Annotated in this window: 14 protein-coding genes and 2 pseudogenes; 13 read left to right on the top strand and 3 right to left on the bottom strand. The window is 34.6% G+C overall.

Translation table 11 applies throughout. The features are described 5' to 3' along the window. Positions 1-62 precede the first annotated feature (62 nt). Positions 63-291 (bottom strand): annotated as a pseudogene (locus tag DT250_RS13775) (hypothetical protein). Positions 292-343: 52 nt separating this feature from the next. Next, positions 344-1,447, bottom strand: a complete 1,104-nt coding sequence (locus DT250_RS13770; RefSeq protein WP_149213170.1) for a CapA family protein — start codon at positions 1,445-1,447, stop codon at positions 344-346. Positions 1,448-1,658: 211 nt separating this feature from the next. Between DT250_RS13770 and DT250_RS13765 the strand changes: the two genes are divergently transcribed. The 3 genes from DT250_RS13765 (at position 1,659) to DT250_RS13755 (ending at position 4,627) form a co-directional block, all read left to right on the top strand. Then, entirely contained in the window at positions 1,659-2,375 is a 717-nt protein-coding gene (locus DT250_RS13765; protein ID WP_046955070.1) for a DUF554 domain-containing protein, read from the top strand. Between the two features lie 18 nt (positions 2,376-2,393). Then, positions 2,394-3,245, top strand: coding sequence for a GNAT family N-acetyltransferase (locus DT250_RS13760; RefSeq protein ID WP_149213169.1), 852 nt, complete (start codon positions 2,394-2,396; stop codon positions 3,243-3,245). Positions 3,246-3,412: 167 nt separating this feature from the next. Beyond that, positions 3,413-4,627 carry a multidrug efflux MFS transporter gene (locus DT250_RS13755; RefSeq protein WP_000024692.1) on the top strand — a complete coding sequence of 405 codons (1,215 nt, stop codon included), beginning with the start codon at positions 3,413-3,415 and terminating at the stop codon, positions 4,625-4,627. 52 nt (positions 4,628-4,679) lie between these two features. Here DT250_RS13755 and DT250_RS13750 read toward each other — a convergent pair whose 3' ends face one another. Next, complete coding sequence (locus tag DT250_RS13750) at positions 4,680-5,441, bottom strand: DODA-type extradiol aromatic ring-opening family dioxygenase (RefSeq protein WP_149213168.1); 762 nt, start codon at positions 5,439-5,441, stop codon at positions 4,680-4,682. A 204-nt stretch (positions 5,442-5,645) separates the two neighbouring features. Here DT250_RS13750 and DT250_RS13745 point away from each other — a divergent pair, with 204 nt between their 5' ends. From DT250_RS13745 to DT250_RS13695, 10 genes and pseudogenes are all read left to right on the top strand, one after another. Then, a complete protein-coding gene (locus tag DT250_RS13745; protein ID WP_149213167.1) occupies positions 5,646-6,569 on the top strand; it encodes an alpha/beta hydrolase in 924 nt (307 codons plus the stop codon). A gap of 55 nt (positions 6,570-6,624) precedes the next feature. Beyond that, complete coding sequence (locus DT250_RS13740; protein ID WP_098068174.1) at positions 6,625-7,230, top strand: pentapeptide repeat-containing protein; 606 nt, start codon at positions 6,625-6,627, stop codon at positions 7,228-7,230. Between the two features lie 81 nt (positions 7,231-7,311). Further along, positions 7,312-7,956, top strand: coding sequence for a LytTR family DNA-binding domain-containing protein (locus DT250_RS13735; RefSeq protein ID WP_149213166.1), 645 nt, complete (start codon positions 7,312-7,314; stop codon positions 7,954-7,956). Positions 7,957-8,083: 127 nt separating this feature from the next. Then, positions 8,084-9,598 (top strand): acetyl-CoA hydrolase/transferase family protein, encoded by a 1,515-nt coding sequence (locus DT250_RS13730; protein ID WP_088121845.1) that lies wholly within the window; start codon positions 8,084-8,086, stop codon positions 9,596-9,598. Between the two features lie 213 nt (positions 9,599-9,811). Then, positions 9,812-10,255, top strand: a complete 444-nt coding sequence (locus tag DT250_RS13725; protein ID WP_149213165.1) for a GNAT family N-acetyltransferase — start codon at positions 9,812-9,814, stop codon at positions 10,253-10,255. A gap of 27 nt (positions 10,256-10,282) precedes the next feature. Further along, positions 10,283-10,643 (top strand): annotated as a pseudogene (locus DT250_RS13720) (YunG family protein). 53 nt (positions 10,644-10,696) lie between these two features. After that, a complete protein-coding gene (locus DT250_RS13715; protein WP_149213164.1) occupies positions 10,697-12,022 on the top strand; it encodes a bifunctional S-methyl-5'-thioadenosine deaminase/S-adenosylhomocysteine deaminase in 1,326 nt (441 codons plus the stop codon). A gap of 153 nt (positions 12,023-12,175) precedes the next feature. Beyond that, entirely contained in the window at positions 12,176-13,804 is a 1,629-nt protein-coding gene (locus tag DT250_RS13710; RefSeq protein WP_149213163.1) for a peptide ABC transporter substrate-binding protein, read from the top strand. 428 nt (positions 13,805-14,232) lie between these two features. Then, entirely contained in the window at positions 14,233-14,442 is a 210-nt protein-coding gene (locus DT250_RS13700) for a hypothetical protein (RefSeq protein WP_144524905.1), read from the top strand. A 59-nt stretch (positions 14,443-14,501) separates the two neighbouring features. After that, positions 14,502-14,882 carry a BA_1872 family lipoprotein gene (locus DT250_RS13695; RefSeq protein ID WP_149213162.1) on the top strand — a complete coding sequence of 127 codons (381 nt, stop codon included), beginning with the start codon at positions 14,502-14,504 and terminating at the stop codon, positions 14,880-14,882. The last annotated feature ends 127 nt before the right edge of the window (positions 14,883-15,009 follow it).

The raw sequence follows: 15,009 nt of genomic DNA, 5'->3' as shown, positions 1-15,009 counted from the left end.
CATCCAAATAAAAAAGATAGATGCAAACAGCGGAAATGCTGCTTGTATCTATCTTTTTATAATTACACTATATACTTTCCATATTCAAGTAGGATAAAGCTAGTTAACCAAAAGAGTATCGCAATGCGAATAATTACATACATTGTAAATTCAAAGGTAGTAAGCTTTCGTTCACGTTTTATTTTTTTTTAGAAGTCTAACAGAAAAAAATGAACATAAAAGTAGAACGGCTATAGATATTTTATAAATATTCTCTAACAAACTTACATTTTCTAATAAGTCTTTCAGCATGTTTATCACCTATTCTGTAAAGTATGTTACAGAGAAATAGATTTTGCACTGTCTAGTTTCGTTTGTTTTTTATGTTCCCTGTATCATCAATATCTACATCAGTTGAAATCGTTTGTAAATACTGTAGAGCTTTTTTCTTTTCTTCCTCATTTACAGGTGAAATTTGGTTGTTGCGAATGATGTAAGGATTGAATGACATTTGGACATCCTTTCCTTTAAAAGTTAAAGTTAGTACGCCAGTTTCGGCGCTTTTCCCACTTACATAACTTGGGAATAAAAAGTTACCTAATGAATAAGCGATAGGAACGTTATTATAATACTCAAATCCTTGTAACCAATGCGGGTGACTCCCGACAATCGCGTCAGCTCCTGCTTCAACCATTTTAGGTACATATTGTTTTTGGTATTCTACCGGACGATTTGATTTTTCAACGCCCCAATGCATATAGATGATTAAATAGTCTGCATCTTTCTTTTGCTCTTTAATTGTTTTTGTTACAAGATTTAAATCATATCCGTTCGCAACGCCAGGTTTATTGTCACCAGCTACCCAATTCGTATCAGGCATAAATCGAACGAAGGAAAGAAATTTGAACTTTTTCCCTTTTACAGTCATTTCTCGTGCAGTATATGCATCCTTTGCATTCTTTCCGGCTCCAATGTAAGGGAACTTTAATTTTTCAACGTGAGAAATTGTGTCTAATAATCCATCTTGCCCATAATCAAGTGTATGGTTATTCCCAATATTTACGATGTCATATCCCGTGTTTTTAATAGCTTTTAGTGTAGATGGATCACTTTTAATCCAAAACAGTTGTCCAGGAGCTTTCTTTTCTCTCGTTGTAAATGCTGACTCTAAATTAACGAAAGAAATATCAGCTTTTGTTATTTCTTCTTTTACATGTTGGAATGGATAATCAGCCCCGTTTTTTTCGATTACAGGACGTAATTGCCAATCGAACATTGTATCACCAGAGAAGGTGAGTGTGATTTCCTTGTCTTCTATTTTCTTTTCACTTGTTGAAGCTGTTTTACTAGATTTGTTTTGCAAATCGGGTTTGTCTTTCGCTTTTGAAATAAAAGAGTAGTTAACTAATAAAACAATTGGTGTAATGCAAAAGGCTATTAACAGAAATCGTTTTAGTAAAGTTTTCATAAATACCTTCCCTTTTGAGTTTATACCGCAATTTGTGGGCAATAAAACTCGCGCTAGTTAAAGTTTCACTTTAAGTATAACTACAAATGCAGTTTATGTAGTGAAAACATTTGTTAATATTCTCAATATTAAGTTAACATATAGATAACCTGTAAATCAATGTATAAACCAAAATATAGAAATAAAGAATTCGAAGGGTGAAGAACGAGAGATGGTTATATTAGGAGCAGTTGTAAATGGGATTTGTATTATATTTGGTACTTTACTAGGAAAATTATTTAGTAGAATTCCAGAAAGTATGAAGGGAACAATTATGCATGCAATCGGTTTAGCAGTTACTGTGCTTGGACTTCAAATGGCATTGAAAAGTGAAAATTTTCTTGTTGTCATTTTAAGTTTAGTTATTGGTACCGTCATCGGGGAATGGCTACAACTAGAGGAAAAGTTAAAGCTGTTAGGAGATTGGCTAGAAAATAAAGTTGGATCGAAAGGGAAAGGGAGCATATCAGAAGGGTTTGTAACAGCTACTTTAATTTTTGCAATTGGTGCGATGGGCATACTTGGTGCACTCGACAGTGGGATTCGCGGAAATCATGATATTTTATTTACAAAGGCGATTATCGATGGGTTTATTTCTATTATATTAACGACAACTTTAGGAATTGGCGTAGTATTTTCGGCGATTCCAGTTATTTTATATGAAGGAGGGATTGCGGTTTTTGCAACACAAATTAATAGTTTGGTCCCGAAAGAATTAATGAATCAATTTATAGTGGAAATGACAGCTACAGGTGGTATTATGATAGCCGCTATTGGATTGAACTTACTTGGTATTATTAAAATTAAAGTTGCAAATTTACTGCCAGGTATATTGGTAGTTGGAATAATTGTTTCACTTATTTACGGTTACGGTTTAATAGTAAAGTAGTAGGGGATGGATATATATATGGAGGAATTTCAATATACAAAACGTGTTCATAACATATTGAAGATTGCAGCAGAAGAGGCGGAAAATAATATTATTCAATCAACTCATCTGTTTATCGGAATGAGTAAAGAAGGCACTGGAGTTTGTAGTGAGTTGTATATGTATTTGTTTCGTAACTTGGGTACGGATTTTTTAGAAAAACTTTCAATACGAAAACAATACGATTCACCGTATCAAGAGTATAAAAAAATAGGACAATATAAGGTATCTTATAAGGTGCTAGAAATTTTACAAATAGCGAAGAAACGTATGGAACGTTTCCAGCAAGTAATAATAAATGAAGGGCATGTTATATATGCGCTATTTCGCACGGATACGTTTATTGGAAATGCACAAATACAAAAAGATATATTACGTATTATAGCTGAGCCAAGAGATTTAGCGGTTGATCTAAAATATTTTGTTCCTACTTATAATCATTTAATTTGTACTGTTAGAAAGGCTAGCCCTTCTGATTTTGAAAAATTAGCAAGTTTTGTTAATGAGGAATTTGGTGAACGTTGGTTACATTCAATAGAGTATGGATTTCGTACATATAAAGAAAATGTCCCTATTTATATAGCAGAACAAGAAGAAGTGATAGTAGGTTTCGCTTGTTATGATGTAGTGAGAGGAAAGAAGGGATTGTTTGGTCCAATGGGCACAGCGAAACAAAATCGCGTGAAAGGTGTAGGTAAGGAATTGTTACATCGTTGTTTACATAGTATGAAGCAAGAAGGATATGAATACGCAATTATTGGACAAGCAGGTCCGATTGAGTTTTATGAGCGAAATTGTGATGCGCGTTTAATACCGTTAGAGAATAAGTAACCAACTCCATATATGGGAGTTGGTTTTTTTATGAAAATAATGTAGAGATGTAGTGGTTTTCACTAGAAAATAGCGGGTTTTTTAGTAAATCTTACAAATAAAGCAAATTACTAAACTTTTTACAAGAAAGGGTGTAGAATGGGTATCTAAAGAAAGAAGGTGTGAAAATGGCCAACTGGAAACGAAATTTAATGATTTGTTGGCTAGGTTGTTTTACCACTGCAGCCGGTATGAGTTTAGTAATTCCTTTTTTATCTTTTTATATTGAGGAATTAGGGGTGACTGGCACTTCTAGCATTGCACAGTGGTCAGGACTTGCATTTGGTATAACATTTTTAATGGGTGCGATCGTATCACCAATATGGGGAAAGCTTGGTGATATACATGGACGGAAATTGATGCTGATTCGTGCGAGCCTTGGTATGGCGATTATTATGACGCTTATGGGGTTTGTAACGGACGTGTATCAACTAGTCGCACTAAGATTTTTGATGGGAGCGGTATCTGGTTTCCTTTCAACAGCGATGACATTTATTGCAGCAGAAACTCCGAAAGAACATTCAGGTTGGGCAATCTCCACAATTTCAACAGGTGGCGTGAGCGGTTCTTTACTTGGCCCATTACTTGGTGGTTATTTGTCTGAGTTAATTGGAATGCGCCATGTTTTTCTTGTTACAGGAGCTTTTTTATTCCTGTCTTTTCTCATCGTTTTTTTCTTCCTACATGAAGAGAATCACTCCGCTCAAGCAAAAAAAGTACAACCGAAAAAAGTATGGACGATGGTTCCAGCAAAGCATTTAATTATTAGTTTATTTGTAACAACATTTATTATTCAACTTGCGAACATGTCAATTCAACCTATTATTACATTGTATGTAAAGAATTTAGAAGGCCCAGGAACAGCTCATATTGAAATGATTGCAGGCGCAGTCATGTCTGCGACAGGTTTAGCTATTATTATGGCAGCTCCTAAGTTAGGTAGATTATCAGATCGTATTGGACCTCAAAAAACGTTAGTTGTGGCGTTGTTTGCGGCAGGAATTATATTTATTCCGCAAGCATTTGTAACCTCAGCTTGGCAACTATTAATTCTTCGCTTTTTATTAGGTATCGCACAAGCAGGACTATTACCTTCCGTACAAACTCTACTAAAACAACATACACCAACCCATGTAACGGGAAGAATATTTGGGTATAATCAATCGTTTCAGTTTTTAGGAAATATGATTGGACCAGTACTTGGTGGACAAATTGCAGCTCATGCAGGCTTCCAATATGTTTTCTTCTCTACTTCATCACTATTATTTATTGCGTGCATTTGGGTTTATTTTCACAATAAGAACGAAGAGGTATCAGAGAAACGACATTTGGAAGTTAGTTAACTAAGTGAATGAAAAAGAAAAGGATGAAGCAACGATTGCTTCATCCTTTTCTTTAAAATTGGAGACAAAGATAGCTTAATGTACCAAGCTCGTAACTGCGGTGAATGACTTTACCGTTATTTTCACCGCTTCCCATAGCGATAAATAAAGGAACGAAATGCTCTGCTCTTGGTACTGCTAATTGTGCATGAGGGGCATTGTTCTCCCAATTAAATAATGCATCTTTATCAGTAGTCTGCATATGTTTAATAATCCAATCATCAAATTCAATTGCCCATTGTTCGGGTGTAGTTTGATTCCATTTTAAAGCTCGTAAGTTATGAACGGTAACACCGCTCCCTATTACTAAAATATCTTCTTGTCCAAGTCCTTTTAGTGCTTCGCCAACCTTAAATTGCTCTTTTGCAGCAAGGAATGGATTGACTGATATTTGGACAACAGGAATATTTGCTTCTGGATACATGCGATGCAGAAGAGTCCATGAGCCATGATCTAAACCTCTCGTCATATTATGATGGACTGGAATACCTTTGTTTTTTAATTTTGTTTCTAACATAGATGCAATGTTAGAAGAGCCTTTCGCACGATATTTGATTTCGTATAACTCAGGAGGAAAACCTCCAAAATCATAAATTGTTTCATATTCTTTATCTGATGAAGAAATCGTTAACACTTCGCTTTCCCAGTGAGCGGTGAAAATAACAATTGCTTTCGGTTTGTATGTTTCGCCAAGTGTTTTTAAAAACCTTGTATAGTTTGTATCTTGAATAGCAAGCATCGGTGATCCGTGTGCTAAAAATAATGATGGCATCATATTAGAAACCTCCCAAAAATATAATAATTACTTTATGTAAGTAACTATATAATTTTATTTTCTGTTCGTCAATATATTAGTTTAAGAGCTAATTGGAAAAGTGGGTCATTTGTCATAATGAAGGCAATTGCATATAATACATAATAAGAATAATGAATGGATATTCATTTTTTGATATACATAATAGAGTTGGGGGCTGACGAAATGAACGTACAGGAAAGTTTCGTTACGGCATTGGATGGATCGGAAATTTATTTGCGTAAGTGGTTACCAGAAGGAGATCCGCGAGGGATTATTCAAATTGCACATGGTATGACAGAACATGCAGGTGTTTATACAGACTTTATTACTGCTTTATTAGAAGCAGGGTATGGTGTTTATGCGCATGATCATAAAGGTCATGGGAAAACAGTGAAAAGAGAAGAAGATTATGGTCATTTTGAACCAAATGTAGGTTGGAGTGAGGCTGTGTCTGATGTTGTTTTTGTATCAGAAACGATAAGAAAAGAGCAGACATGTCCGTTGTTTTTACTTGGACATAGTATGGGTTCTTTTTTATCAAGACGTGCTGTACAACTTAAAGGTGGATTATATGATGGATTCCTTATTTCAGGAACTGGTGGGAACCCGGGATTCTTAGGAGTCATTGGTCATAAAGTAGCGACAATCGAGATGAAACTACGCGGGGCAAAAACGAAAAGTCCGATGCTAAACTTTTTATCTTTCGGAAATTTCAACTCACACTTTAAGCCAAATCGTACGAAATTTGATTGGTTATCTTCAGATAATAATCAAGTTGATAAATATATTGCGGATCCGTTATGTGGATTTATTTGTACAACAAGCTTTTATCGCGAATTGTTTTCCGGTGTATTAGAAGTAAATAAACTAGAAGAGTTTAAGAAAACACCGAAAAATCTTCCAATACATATTTTTTCAGGAGATCGTGATCCTGTTGGGGATATGGGGAAAGGTGTAAAAGAAGTATATGAAAATTATAAAAAATGTGGCGTGAAAGATGTAACGCTGCGTTTATATGAAAATGGAAGGCATGAAATGTTCCACGAAGTAAATAGAGATGAAGTATTTCAAGATTTGATTTCTTGGTTAGATGGGCATATTGTATGAGAAGAAACCTCACTTTTTTCAAGTGAGGTTTCTTTGAGGAAATGGAGGAATAGTTATGAGTGAATTTGTAAATAAAGAGTATATAGAAATAGATTTTCAAGATGTTTTGATTAAAGAAGAGGAATTGAAAAATTGTACCTTCATAAAATGCTCTTTTAGAGGGGTAGATGCAACGGAAGTTTCTACTGAAAATTGTAATTTCATAGAATGTGATTTTACCGGTGCTCTATTTAACGCTTCTATCCATCAAGGAACTACATTTGCAAATTGTAAGTTTGTTGGTGTGAATTTATTCGTATCGAAGTTTGAAGAATGTAAAATGACTGGCTCTGATTTTGAAGAAGCGAATTTAGACGGAATAACTATAATATCGGGCGATTGGTCATATACGAATTTAAGGTTCGCGAACTTAAGTAAACAAATGTTAAAGGGTATACGTTTAATTGAAGCTGACCTATATGAATGTAATTTAGAAAAAGCAGATTTACGTGAAGCAGATTTAACAGGTGTACAACTAGGGAAGGCGAAACTTAGCGGTGCAAATTTAAAAGGGGCGATAGTTGATAGAATTGATTTTACAAGTTTTGATTTGAAAAATGTGAAATTAGATATAGCGCAGGCAGTTGCAGTAGCAAGATGTTATGGGGCTAAGGTGAACTAAATTGTTTGTAAAACCGTTCAAATTGTTGAACGGTTTTACAAATTATAATAGTAGTATAATAGTGAATGAGGTGTTAATAATATGGAAGATAAAACATTAGGTATACTACTAGATGTTGTTGGGGAATTATTTTCAGATGAAATATCAATCGCTGTTTCGAATACGAAAGAATATATTTACTATCGGCCAAGTAAACGAATTGATTTAAAGATTAGCGCCGGGAATCCTATTAAGGAAGGAACGATTGCTCATAAAGCAATGGTAACGAAGCAAAAAGCCTCTGAGTTTATTAACCGAGATGTTTTCGGTATTCCTTATCATGGAATGGCCGTACCATTTTCAAATAATGGAAGGATTGAAGGTTGCGTGACGGCAATTTATCCCGCTTTAACGGATGGTAAGTCAGTCGTTACTTTAAAAACAACAGACGGATGGGTTCCAGTTCCTTTTGCAAAGGTCATGTATTTAGAGGCTAAAGATAAAAAGACATATGTGAACTCAGAAGAGTTAACAGGAACACATAAATACTCTCTACAAGAATTCGAATACTTGCTTCCGAAAGATTCGTTTATTAGATGCCACCGTTCCTTTATTGTAAATGTTAATCATATTAAAGCGATTTATCCTGATACCCATTCTACTTTTTTACTTTCTATGGATAACGGAGAGAGGGTACCAGTAAGTCAATCATACGCCAGTTATTTTCGTAAGCTTCTAGGATTCTAAAATTTTCTGCTTTAGAACCTAGATTTGCTGTTTTATCTGAATTTTCGGCATTGTGTAAGAAAATCCCTGTTTTGATGGTGTTAATGTGTAAAATAATTATGAATATTCATTGGGAGAGGGATTACATATGGAGAATAATTTAGATAGAATTAGAGATCAACGATTAAAAGATCGAGTAGTTACACCTGAAGAAGCAGCTTCATGGATTGAAAGTGGAATGACTTTAGGATTAAGTGGATTTACACGTGCTGGTGATGTAAAAGCAGTCCCATTTGCACTTGTAAACCGAGTTAAGAATGATAAATCTTTTAAAGTAAATGTTTATACAGGGGCTTCCTTAGGTTCGGATGTAGATAAATTATTTGCTGAGGCAGGAATTTTAGGGAAAAGATTGCCTTTCCAAGCAGATGCAACTATGCGAAAAGGAATTAATAACGGGGACTTTTTATTTGTGGATCAGCACTTATCTCATACAGCAGAGTTACTTCGTGCTGACGTTATGGATATAGATTTTGCTATCTTGGAAGCGGTTGCGATTACTGAAGATGGAATGATTATTCCAACCACTTCAATTGGAAATTCCTTAGCATTCTCCTTAAATGCTAAGTCTATTATTATTGAAATGAATATGGCTCAATCTACGCAATTAGAGGGGCTGCATGATTTATATGAACCAGGTAAACAAGGGGAAAGACTCCCTATTCCGCTCGTAAAAACGGATGATCGAATTGGAACAATCGGTATCCCAATTGATGCTGAAAAAGTGAAGGGAATTGTGTTTACGAATCAACTGGATTCGCCATCGACAATTGTTCCTCCAGATGAAGAAACTGTTATTATGGCACAGCATTTAATAGAGTTCCTTCGAGAAGAGGTTAAAGTAGGTCGATTAACAAATCGTTTAGCACCGTTACAATCGGGAATTGGTTCAGTTGCTAATGCAGTATTGCACGGCATGCTAGATTCGGAGTTTGAAGATTTAGAAGTATATTCTGAAGTTTTACAAGATGCGGTCTTTGATCTAATGGATGCTGGGAAAGTCAATTTTGCTTCCTGCTGCTCCATCACGCTTTCTGAAGAGAAAATGCAACAAGTATTTTCTAACTTTGAAAAATATCGTGACAAATTAATGATGCGCCCGCAAGAGATTTCTAATCATCCTGAAATCATTCGTCGCCTTGGATTAATCTCGATTAATACTGCTTTAGAATTAGATATATACGGAAATGTTAATTCTACTCATGTTTTAGGTACAAAAATGATGAATGGTATTGGTGGTTCTGGTGATTTTGCGAGAAATGCACGCCTAGCTATTTTTGTTACTAAATCGATTGCAAAAGGTGGCAACATATCAAGCATCGTTCCTTTCGTTTCTCATGTAGACCATACTGAACATGATGTAGATGTTATCGTTACTGAACAAGGGTATGCGGATTTAAGAGGACTAGCGCCAAGAGAAAGAGTGGAACTAATTATTGAGAATTGCGTACATCCAATGTATCGTGAACAGCTACGAGCTTATTACGAGGAAGCAAAAACAAGAGGTGGACAAACTCCTCATATTTTAGAAAAAGCTTTTTCTTGGCATACAAACTATGCTAAAAATGGAACAATGCTTGAAGCGGTAGTAGAAACTGTTTAGAAGTGCAAAAATGATTCTTAATATAATATGCCATAAAGGGTAAAAGAAAAAGAACGCCAATTTTCAGGAATGGCGTTTTTTTCTTTTAAAAAATTGGTACCTATTATGAGGAATTATAAAAGTAATCTCTTATTTACGGAAATAAGAGGTTTTTTAAATTATTTTTTCGAATCATTTTAATAGTTTATATATCAAAGGTGAGGAGAAAGAATCATGAAGATAAGAAATGCGTTACTAAGTGAAGCAAATGAATTAAGTGAACTTGCACTACATTCAAAAGCAACGTGGAACTATAGCGAAGCATTCATACTTGCTTGTAAGGAAGATTTAACAATTACCGAAGGGTACATAAGTAATAATTTTGTATATGTTTTAGAAAATGAAAATACGAAGATTGGATTTTTCTCATTTTTACGTAACGATAAAGCTCTCGATTTCTTATACATTCATCCTCGTTACAAAGGAAAGGGCTATGGGAAAATAATGTGGAAGTTTGTAATAGAGCAAGCAAATGAGCTAGGAATAAAAAGTTTTACAATTGATAGTGATCCGAATGCAAAAGGGTTTTACTTGAAGATGGGAGCAAAGTTAATAGGAGAGACACCATCAACGGTTTTTGAGGATCGTTTACTGCCTCTTTTGCAATATGATGTGTAAAACAATTAATAGTAGGAGAAGATTAGAATGGATGATGTAAAGATAAAAAGGATATATGAAGCACTAGTAAAATCATGGTCTATTGAAACAAGTTCAAAGTGGACTATTGAGAATCCGGCAAAGGGACAGTGTGGTGTAACGGCTTTAGTCGTTCAAGATATATACGGAGGAAAAAGCAAAAAGACAAAAGTAGGGGGAGGTGTGGCATTTTTATAACTGTATAGTTGGACAGAGGTTTGATTTTACAGAGACTCAGTTCAATGGAAGATTGAATTATTTGGATGTGGAATCAAATCGAGAAGAAGCATTTGCAGATACAAATGAAAAACAATATAGCATTTTGAAGGAAAAGATAATGAAAGAATTCAAATTATCTTTTGACTCTTAATCTTGAATAAGTTACTATAATGGTGGTAACTTATTAAAGGGAACTTCATAGAGTTGAAAGGGGAAATACTTTTGAAAACAACTTATGTAAACGCTACAATCGTAACGATGAATGAACAAAATGAAGTGATAGAAAATGGATATATCATTGTAGAAAATGATCAAATTATAGATGTAAAGAGCGGAGAATTCGCTAATGATTTTGAAGTAGATGAAGTAATTGACATGAAAGGAAAATGGATATTACCAGGGCTTGTAAATACACATACACACGTTGTAATGAGTCTCTTAAGAGGTATTGGCGATGATATGTTATTACAGCCGTGGCTTGAGACGAGAATTTGGCCACTTGAAAGTCAGTTTACTCCAGAGCTTGCGGTCGCTAGTACGGAATTAGGATTACTTGAAATGGTGAAAAGTGGTACAACATCATTCTCTGATATGTTTAATCCAATTGGAGTAGATCAAGATGCAATTATGGAAACGGTATCAAGAAGTGGGATGCGAGCTGCTGTTTCAAGAACTTTATTTAGCTTCGGAACGAAAGACGATGAAAAGAAAGCAATCGAAGAAGCTGAGAAATATGTAAAGCGTTATTATAACGAAAGTGGCATGTTAACTACGATGGTTGCACCGCATAGTCCATATACATGTTCTACAGAACTGTTAGAAGAATGCGCACGAATTGCAGTAGAAAATCAAACGATGGTTCATATTCATCTTTCGGAAACAGAGCGTGAAGTACGTGATATTGAAGCGCAGTACGGAAAACGTCCAGTAGAATATGCAGCAAGTTGCGGGTTGTTTAAACGCCCAACAGTTATTGCACACGGTGTAGTATTAAATGAAAATGAGCGTGCATTTTTAGCAGAACATGATGTTCGAGTAGCTCATAACCCGAATAGTAATTTAAAACTAGGATCTGGTATAGCGAATGTAAAAGCGATGCTAGAAGCAGGAATGAAAGTAGGAATTGCAACAGATAGTGTAGCATCCAACAACAATTTAGATATGTTTGAAGAAATGCGTATAGCGACATTATTACAAAAAGGTATTCATCAAGATGCAACAGCATTACCAGTTGAAACGGCTCTTACACTTGCGACTAAAGGAGCTGCTGAAGTAATCGGCATGAAACAAACAGGATCACTTGAGGTCGGAAAGTGTGCCGATTTTATCACAATTGATCCATCTAATAAGCCGCATTTACAACCAGCAGATGAAGTGTTATCGCACCTTGTATATGCTGCTAGTGGAAAAGATGTAAGTGATGTAATCATTAACGGAAAACGTGTCGTTTGGAATGGCGAATGTAAAACGTTAGATGAAGAGCGTATTATATTTGAAGCAAGTCGTTATAAACGAGGTTTGCAAAGATAGGTAATTATATGTAGTTGAAAAAGCTATCCTTTTTTAAAGGATAGCTTTTTTCTTGGACGAATAAATATTCAAAAGAATGTCGCATCTTTCTGTTAGTATTTCTGCTATAATATATTACACTTTATAATATATTATACTTAAGGAGAACAACTCATGAAGCGAAAAAAGAGCCATTTAATGGTAATGGCACTTGTTACATCTTTATTATTAACAGCTTGTAATAATAAAGCGAATAAAAGTGACACAGAGGCAAAAGAACAAGTATTAAATGTAACAGTATCTGAAGAAATTCCTTCTCTTGATACTGCGAAAACGATGGATGGTACATCAGCACACGTTATGCAAAACATATTTGAGGGGTTGTATGTATTAGATGATCAAGATCAGCCTATTCCAGCAGTAGCAAAATCGTTTAAAAGAAGTGAAGATGGTAAAAAATATACATTTGATTTGCGTAAAGATGCAAAATGGTCAAATGGAGACAGTGTGACAGCAAATGATTTTATGTTTGCATGGAAACGTGCAATTAACCGTGAAACAGCGTCTCAATATGCGTACATGCTCTTTCATGTGAAAAATGCGAAAGAAATTAATAAAGGAACAATGCCTCTTGATAACCTTGGAGTTAAAGCAATAAATGATTATAAGTTAGAAGTGGAACTCGAACAGCCAATTCCGTATTTTTTACAGTTGTTAGCACTGCCGATTTACTTACCACAGCATGAATCATTTTTGAATGAACAAGGAAAGAATTATGCATTGGAACCTAGTAATCTCATATATAACGGGCCGTTTGTATTAGAGAAGTGGAAGCATGAACAAGAGTTTCAATTAAAGAAGAATGCTACATATTGGGATCAAAAGAAAGTGAAATTAGACGAAATAAACTTTCAAATTGTAAAAGATACAATGACGGTTGTTAATTTATACGAAACTGGTGATTTGGATCGAGTGCCTATTAATTCTCAATTTGTAGATAAGTATAAGGGAAGTAAGGACTTACATATGTCGAGCGATTCAGGAATTGCTATGATACGTTTTAATGAGAAAAATAGTGCGTTAGCAAATAAAAAGGTGCGACAATCTATTTCATTAGCGTTAAATAAAGAAGATTTCGTTGCTCACTTTATTAATAACGGGGCAAAGTCTGCAAGTGGACTTGTACCGGCTGGTCATATAAATGAAGAGACTGGTAAAGATTTTAGAAAAGATAATGAAGATCTTTCTCCATATGATTTGCAAAATGCGAAAAAGATTTGGGAAGAAGCGAAAAAAGAACTGGGAGTAGAAGAAGTAAACCTCGAGTTTTTAACGTATGAACAAGATAATGCAAAACGTATGGCAGAATATATAAAAGGTGACTTAGAAAAGCATTTGCAAGGACTCACGATACAAATTAAACAACAGCCATTTAAGCAAAAATTACAGTTAGAACAAACAGGAGATTACGATATATCTATGGCAAATTGGGGACCGGATTATAAAGACCCAATTAGTTATTTAGAACTCTTTACGACGGATAATCAAAATAACAAAATGAATTATTCTAACCTTCACTACGATGAATTAATAAAGAAAGCGAAAAGCGATTTTGTACTAGATCAAAAGAAAAGATGGGAAGCATTGCAAGAGGCCGAGCGTATTCTGCTAGAGGATGCTGCAGTTGCACCGCTTTATCAAATGGGATCAGCTTACGTACAAAAGGATTATGTAAAAGGAATTGAGAAGCATCAATTTGGTGGTGTTTATACGTATAAGAATGCTTATATCGCTAATGAATAAATACAAAAAACCTTACTTTTTAAAAAGTAAGGTTTTTTAAAGAGTACATGGAATAAGGGAATACAGTACAAATCAGCATACAAACAATCTCTTGTTGTAACTATGTTTGTTTTTAATTATATAAAAAATATTAGATTATATATTTTGTCATTGATATACTTAAAAGGTAATTGAGGTATTAAGATGAATCGATAGCGATGTTTGTGTATAATTATTTGAGTATTATAAAAATAAGGGAGCTTAAGTATTTGATTTGAACGGGGCCTTTTCTATATGAATGAATTGGTATGTATAATACTTGGGAATCTCAGGGGATCCTTTGAAGCTAGAAAAAGCAGAGGCAAATTCCATGTACCATTAGGTCCTGGTGTAGGTTTATGGGGATTTGGTTTAGAAGTTAATGTTAAGGAATAAAGGGGATAATTAGTATGAATAAGAAAGTAAAAAGATTTAAATATTTTATGGTTGTATTAGCCTGTATTGCAATTTTTGGTACAATTTTACCTAATGCATTAGATCCAACTGAAACATTAGCAGGTAACATCTCAGTTGCAGTTTTTGGTACAATGGGTACTTGTTTATTATTTTCTATTACTTATTTTATTATAAAAACAGCTATTTTAAGAGGTGGGAAATAAGATCGTACAAAATTTAGAGTTAGAATTTTAATTCATATACATAAAAAAGGAGAATTTCTATGAAATTACTACGTTTATTTATGATTCTCACTCTTGTTGTATTGTTAAGCGCATGCAATACAGCAACACAAGTCACAAAGGTTCAAAGAAATGGCGAAACGACTTTAAAAATTGGTTCGTTGCAAGGGTATTACGATGTGCAAACGATTAAAGCTGAAAAAGGAAATGTGGAAATTCCTTATGAAGCAGCCGTTGAAGAAGGTACGATTTTATTGCAAGTTACAAAAGGTGATAAGGTTATTTATGAAGAAGAAGTCACTTCTCAAAAAGAAGGTCTGCTTTCTTTTGAAGCGCCAAAATCCGGATCATATGATTTAATTGTACGAGTGCAGGGTGAAAAAGAGAAAGCAAAAGAAATTCAAATACATACTAAGCTATGAAAAAATGGCAAGTGGAGTGCACCCGCTTGCCGTTTCTATTTTCGGTTGATTCTATCACAACATATGTTTATTAATGTAAGAAATGCTTCGCTGAGTCCTGCTGTTTATTCAGCCGAAATTCCTGATG

It is taken from the genome of Bacillus sp. AR2-1 (assembly GCF_008368755.1).
Lineage (GTDB): Bacteria > Bacillota > Bacilli > Bacillales > Bacillaceae_G > Bacillus_A > Bacillus_A wiedmannii.
This window is presented reverse-complemented; position numbering and strand designations above follow the sequence as displayed.

Bases quoted from the DNA above. Each gene is read 5' to 3' on its own strand.
- DT250_RS13730 (WP_088121845.1), top strand. From the start codon at position 8,084: ATGGAGAATAATTTAGATAGAATTAGAGATCAACGATTAAAAGATCGA.
- DT250_RS13710 (WP_149213163.1), top strand. From the start codon at position 12,176: ATGAAGCGAAAAAAGAGCCATTTAATGGTAATGGCACTTGTTACATCT.
- DT250_RS13700 (WP_144524905.1), top strand. From the start codon at position 14,233: ATGAATAAGAAAGTAAAAAGATTTAAATATTTTATGGTTGTATTAGCC.
- DT250_RS13735 (WP_149213166.1), top strand. From the start codon at position 7,312: ATGGAAGATAAAACATTAGGTATACTACTAGATGTTGTTGGGGAATTA.
- DT250_RS13740 (WP_098068174.1), top strand. From the start codon at position 6,625: ATGAGTGAATTTGTAAATAAAGAGTATATAGAAATAGATTTTCAAGAT.
- DT250_RS13760 (WP_149213169.1), top strand. From the start codon at position 2,394: ATGGAGGAATTTCAATATACAAAACGTGTTCATAACATATTGAAGATT.
- DT250_RS13695 (WP_149213162.1), top strand. From the start codon at position 14,502: ATGAAATTACTACGTTTATTTATGATTCTCACTCTTGTTGTATTGTTA.
- DT250_RS13765 (WP_046955070.1), top strand. From the start codon at position 1,659: ATGGTTATATTAGGAGCAGTTGTAAATGGGATTTGTATTATATTTGGT.
- DT250_RS13745 (WP_149213167.1), top strand. From the start codon at position 5,646: ATGAACGTACAGGAAAGTTTCGTTACGGCATTGGATGGATCGGAAATT.
- DT250_RS13770 (WP_149213170.1), bottom strand. From the start codon at position 1,447: ATGAAAACTTTACTAAAACGATTTCTGTTAATAGCCTTTTGCATTACA.
- DT250_RS13755 (WP_000024692.1), top strand. From the start codon at position 3,413: ATGGCCAACTGGAAACGAAATTTAATGATTTGTTGGCTAGGTTGTTTT.
- DT250_RS13725 (WP_149213165.1), top strand. From the start codon at position 9,812: ATGAAGATAAGAAATGCGTTACTAAGTGAAGCAAATGAATTAAGTGAA.
- DT250_RS13750 (WP_149213168.1), bottom strand. From the start codon at position 5,441: ATGATGCCATCATTATTTTTAGCACACGGATCACCGATGCTTGCTATT.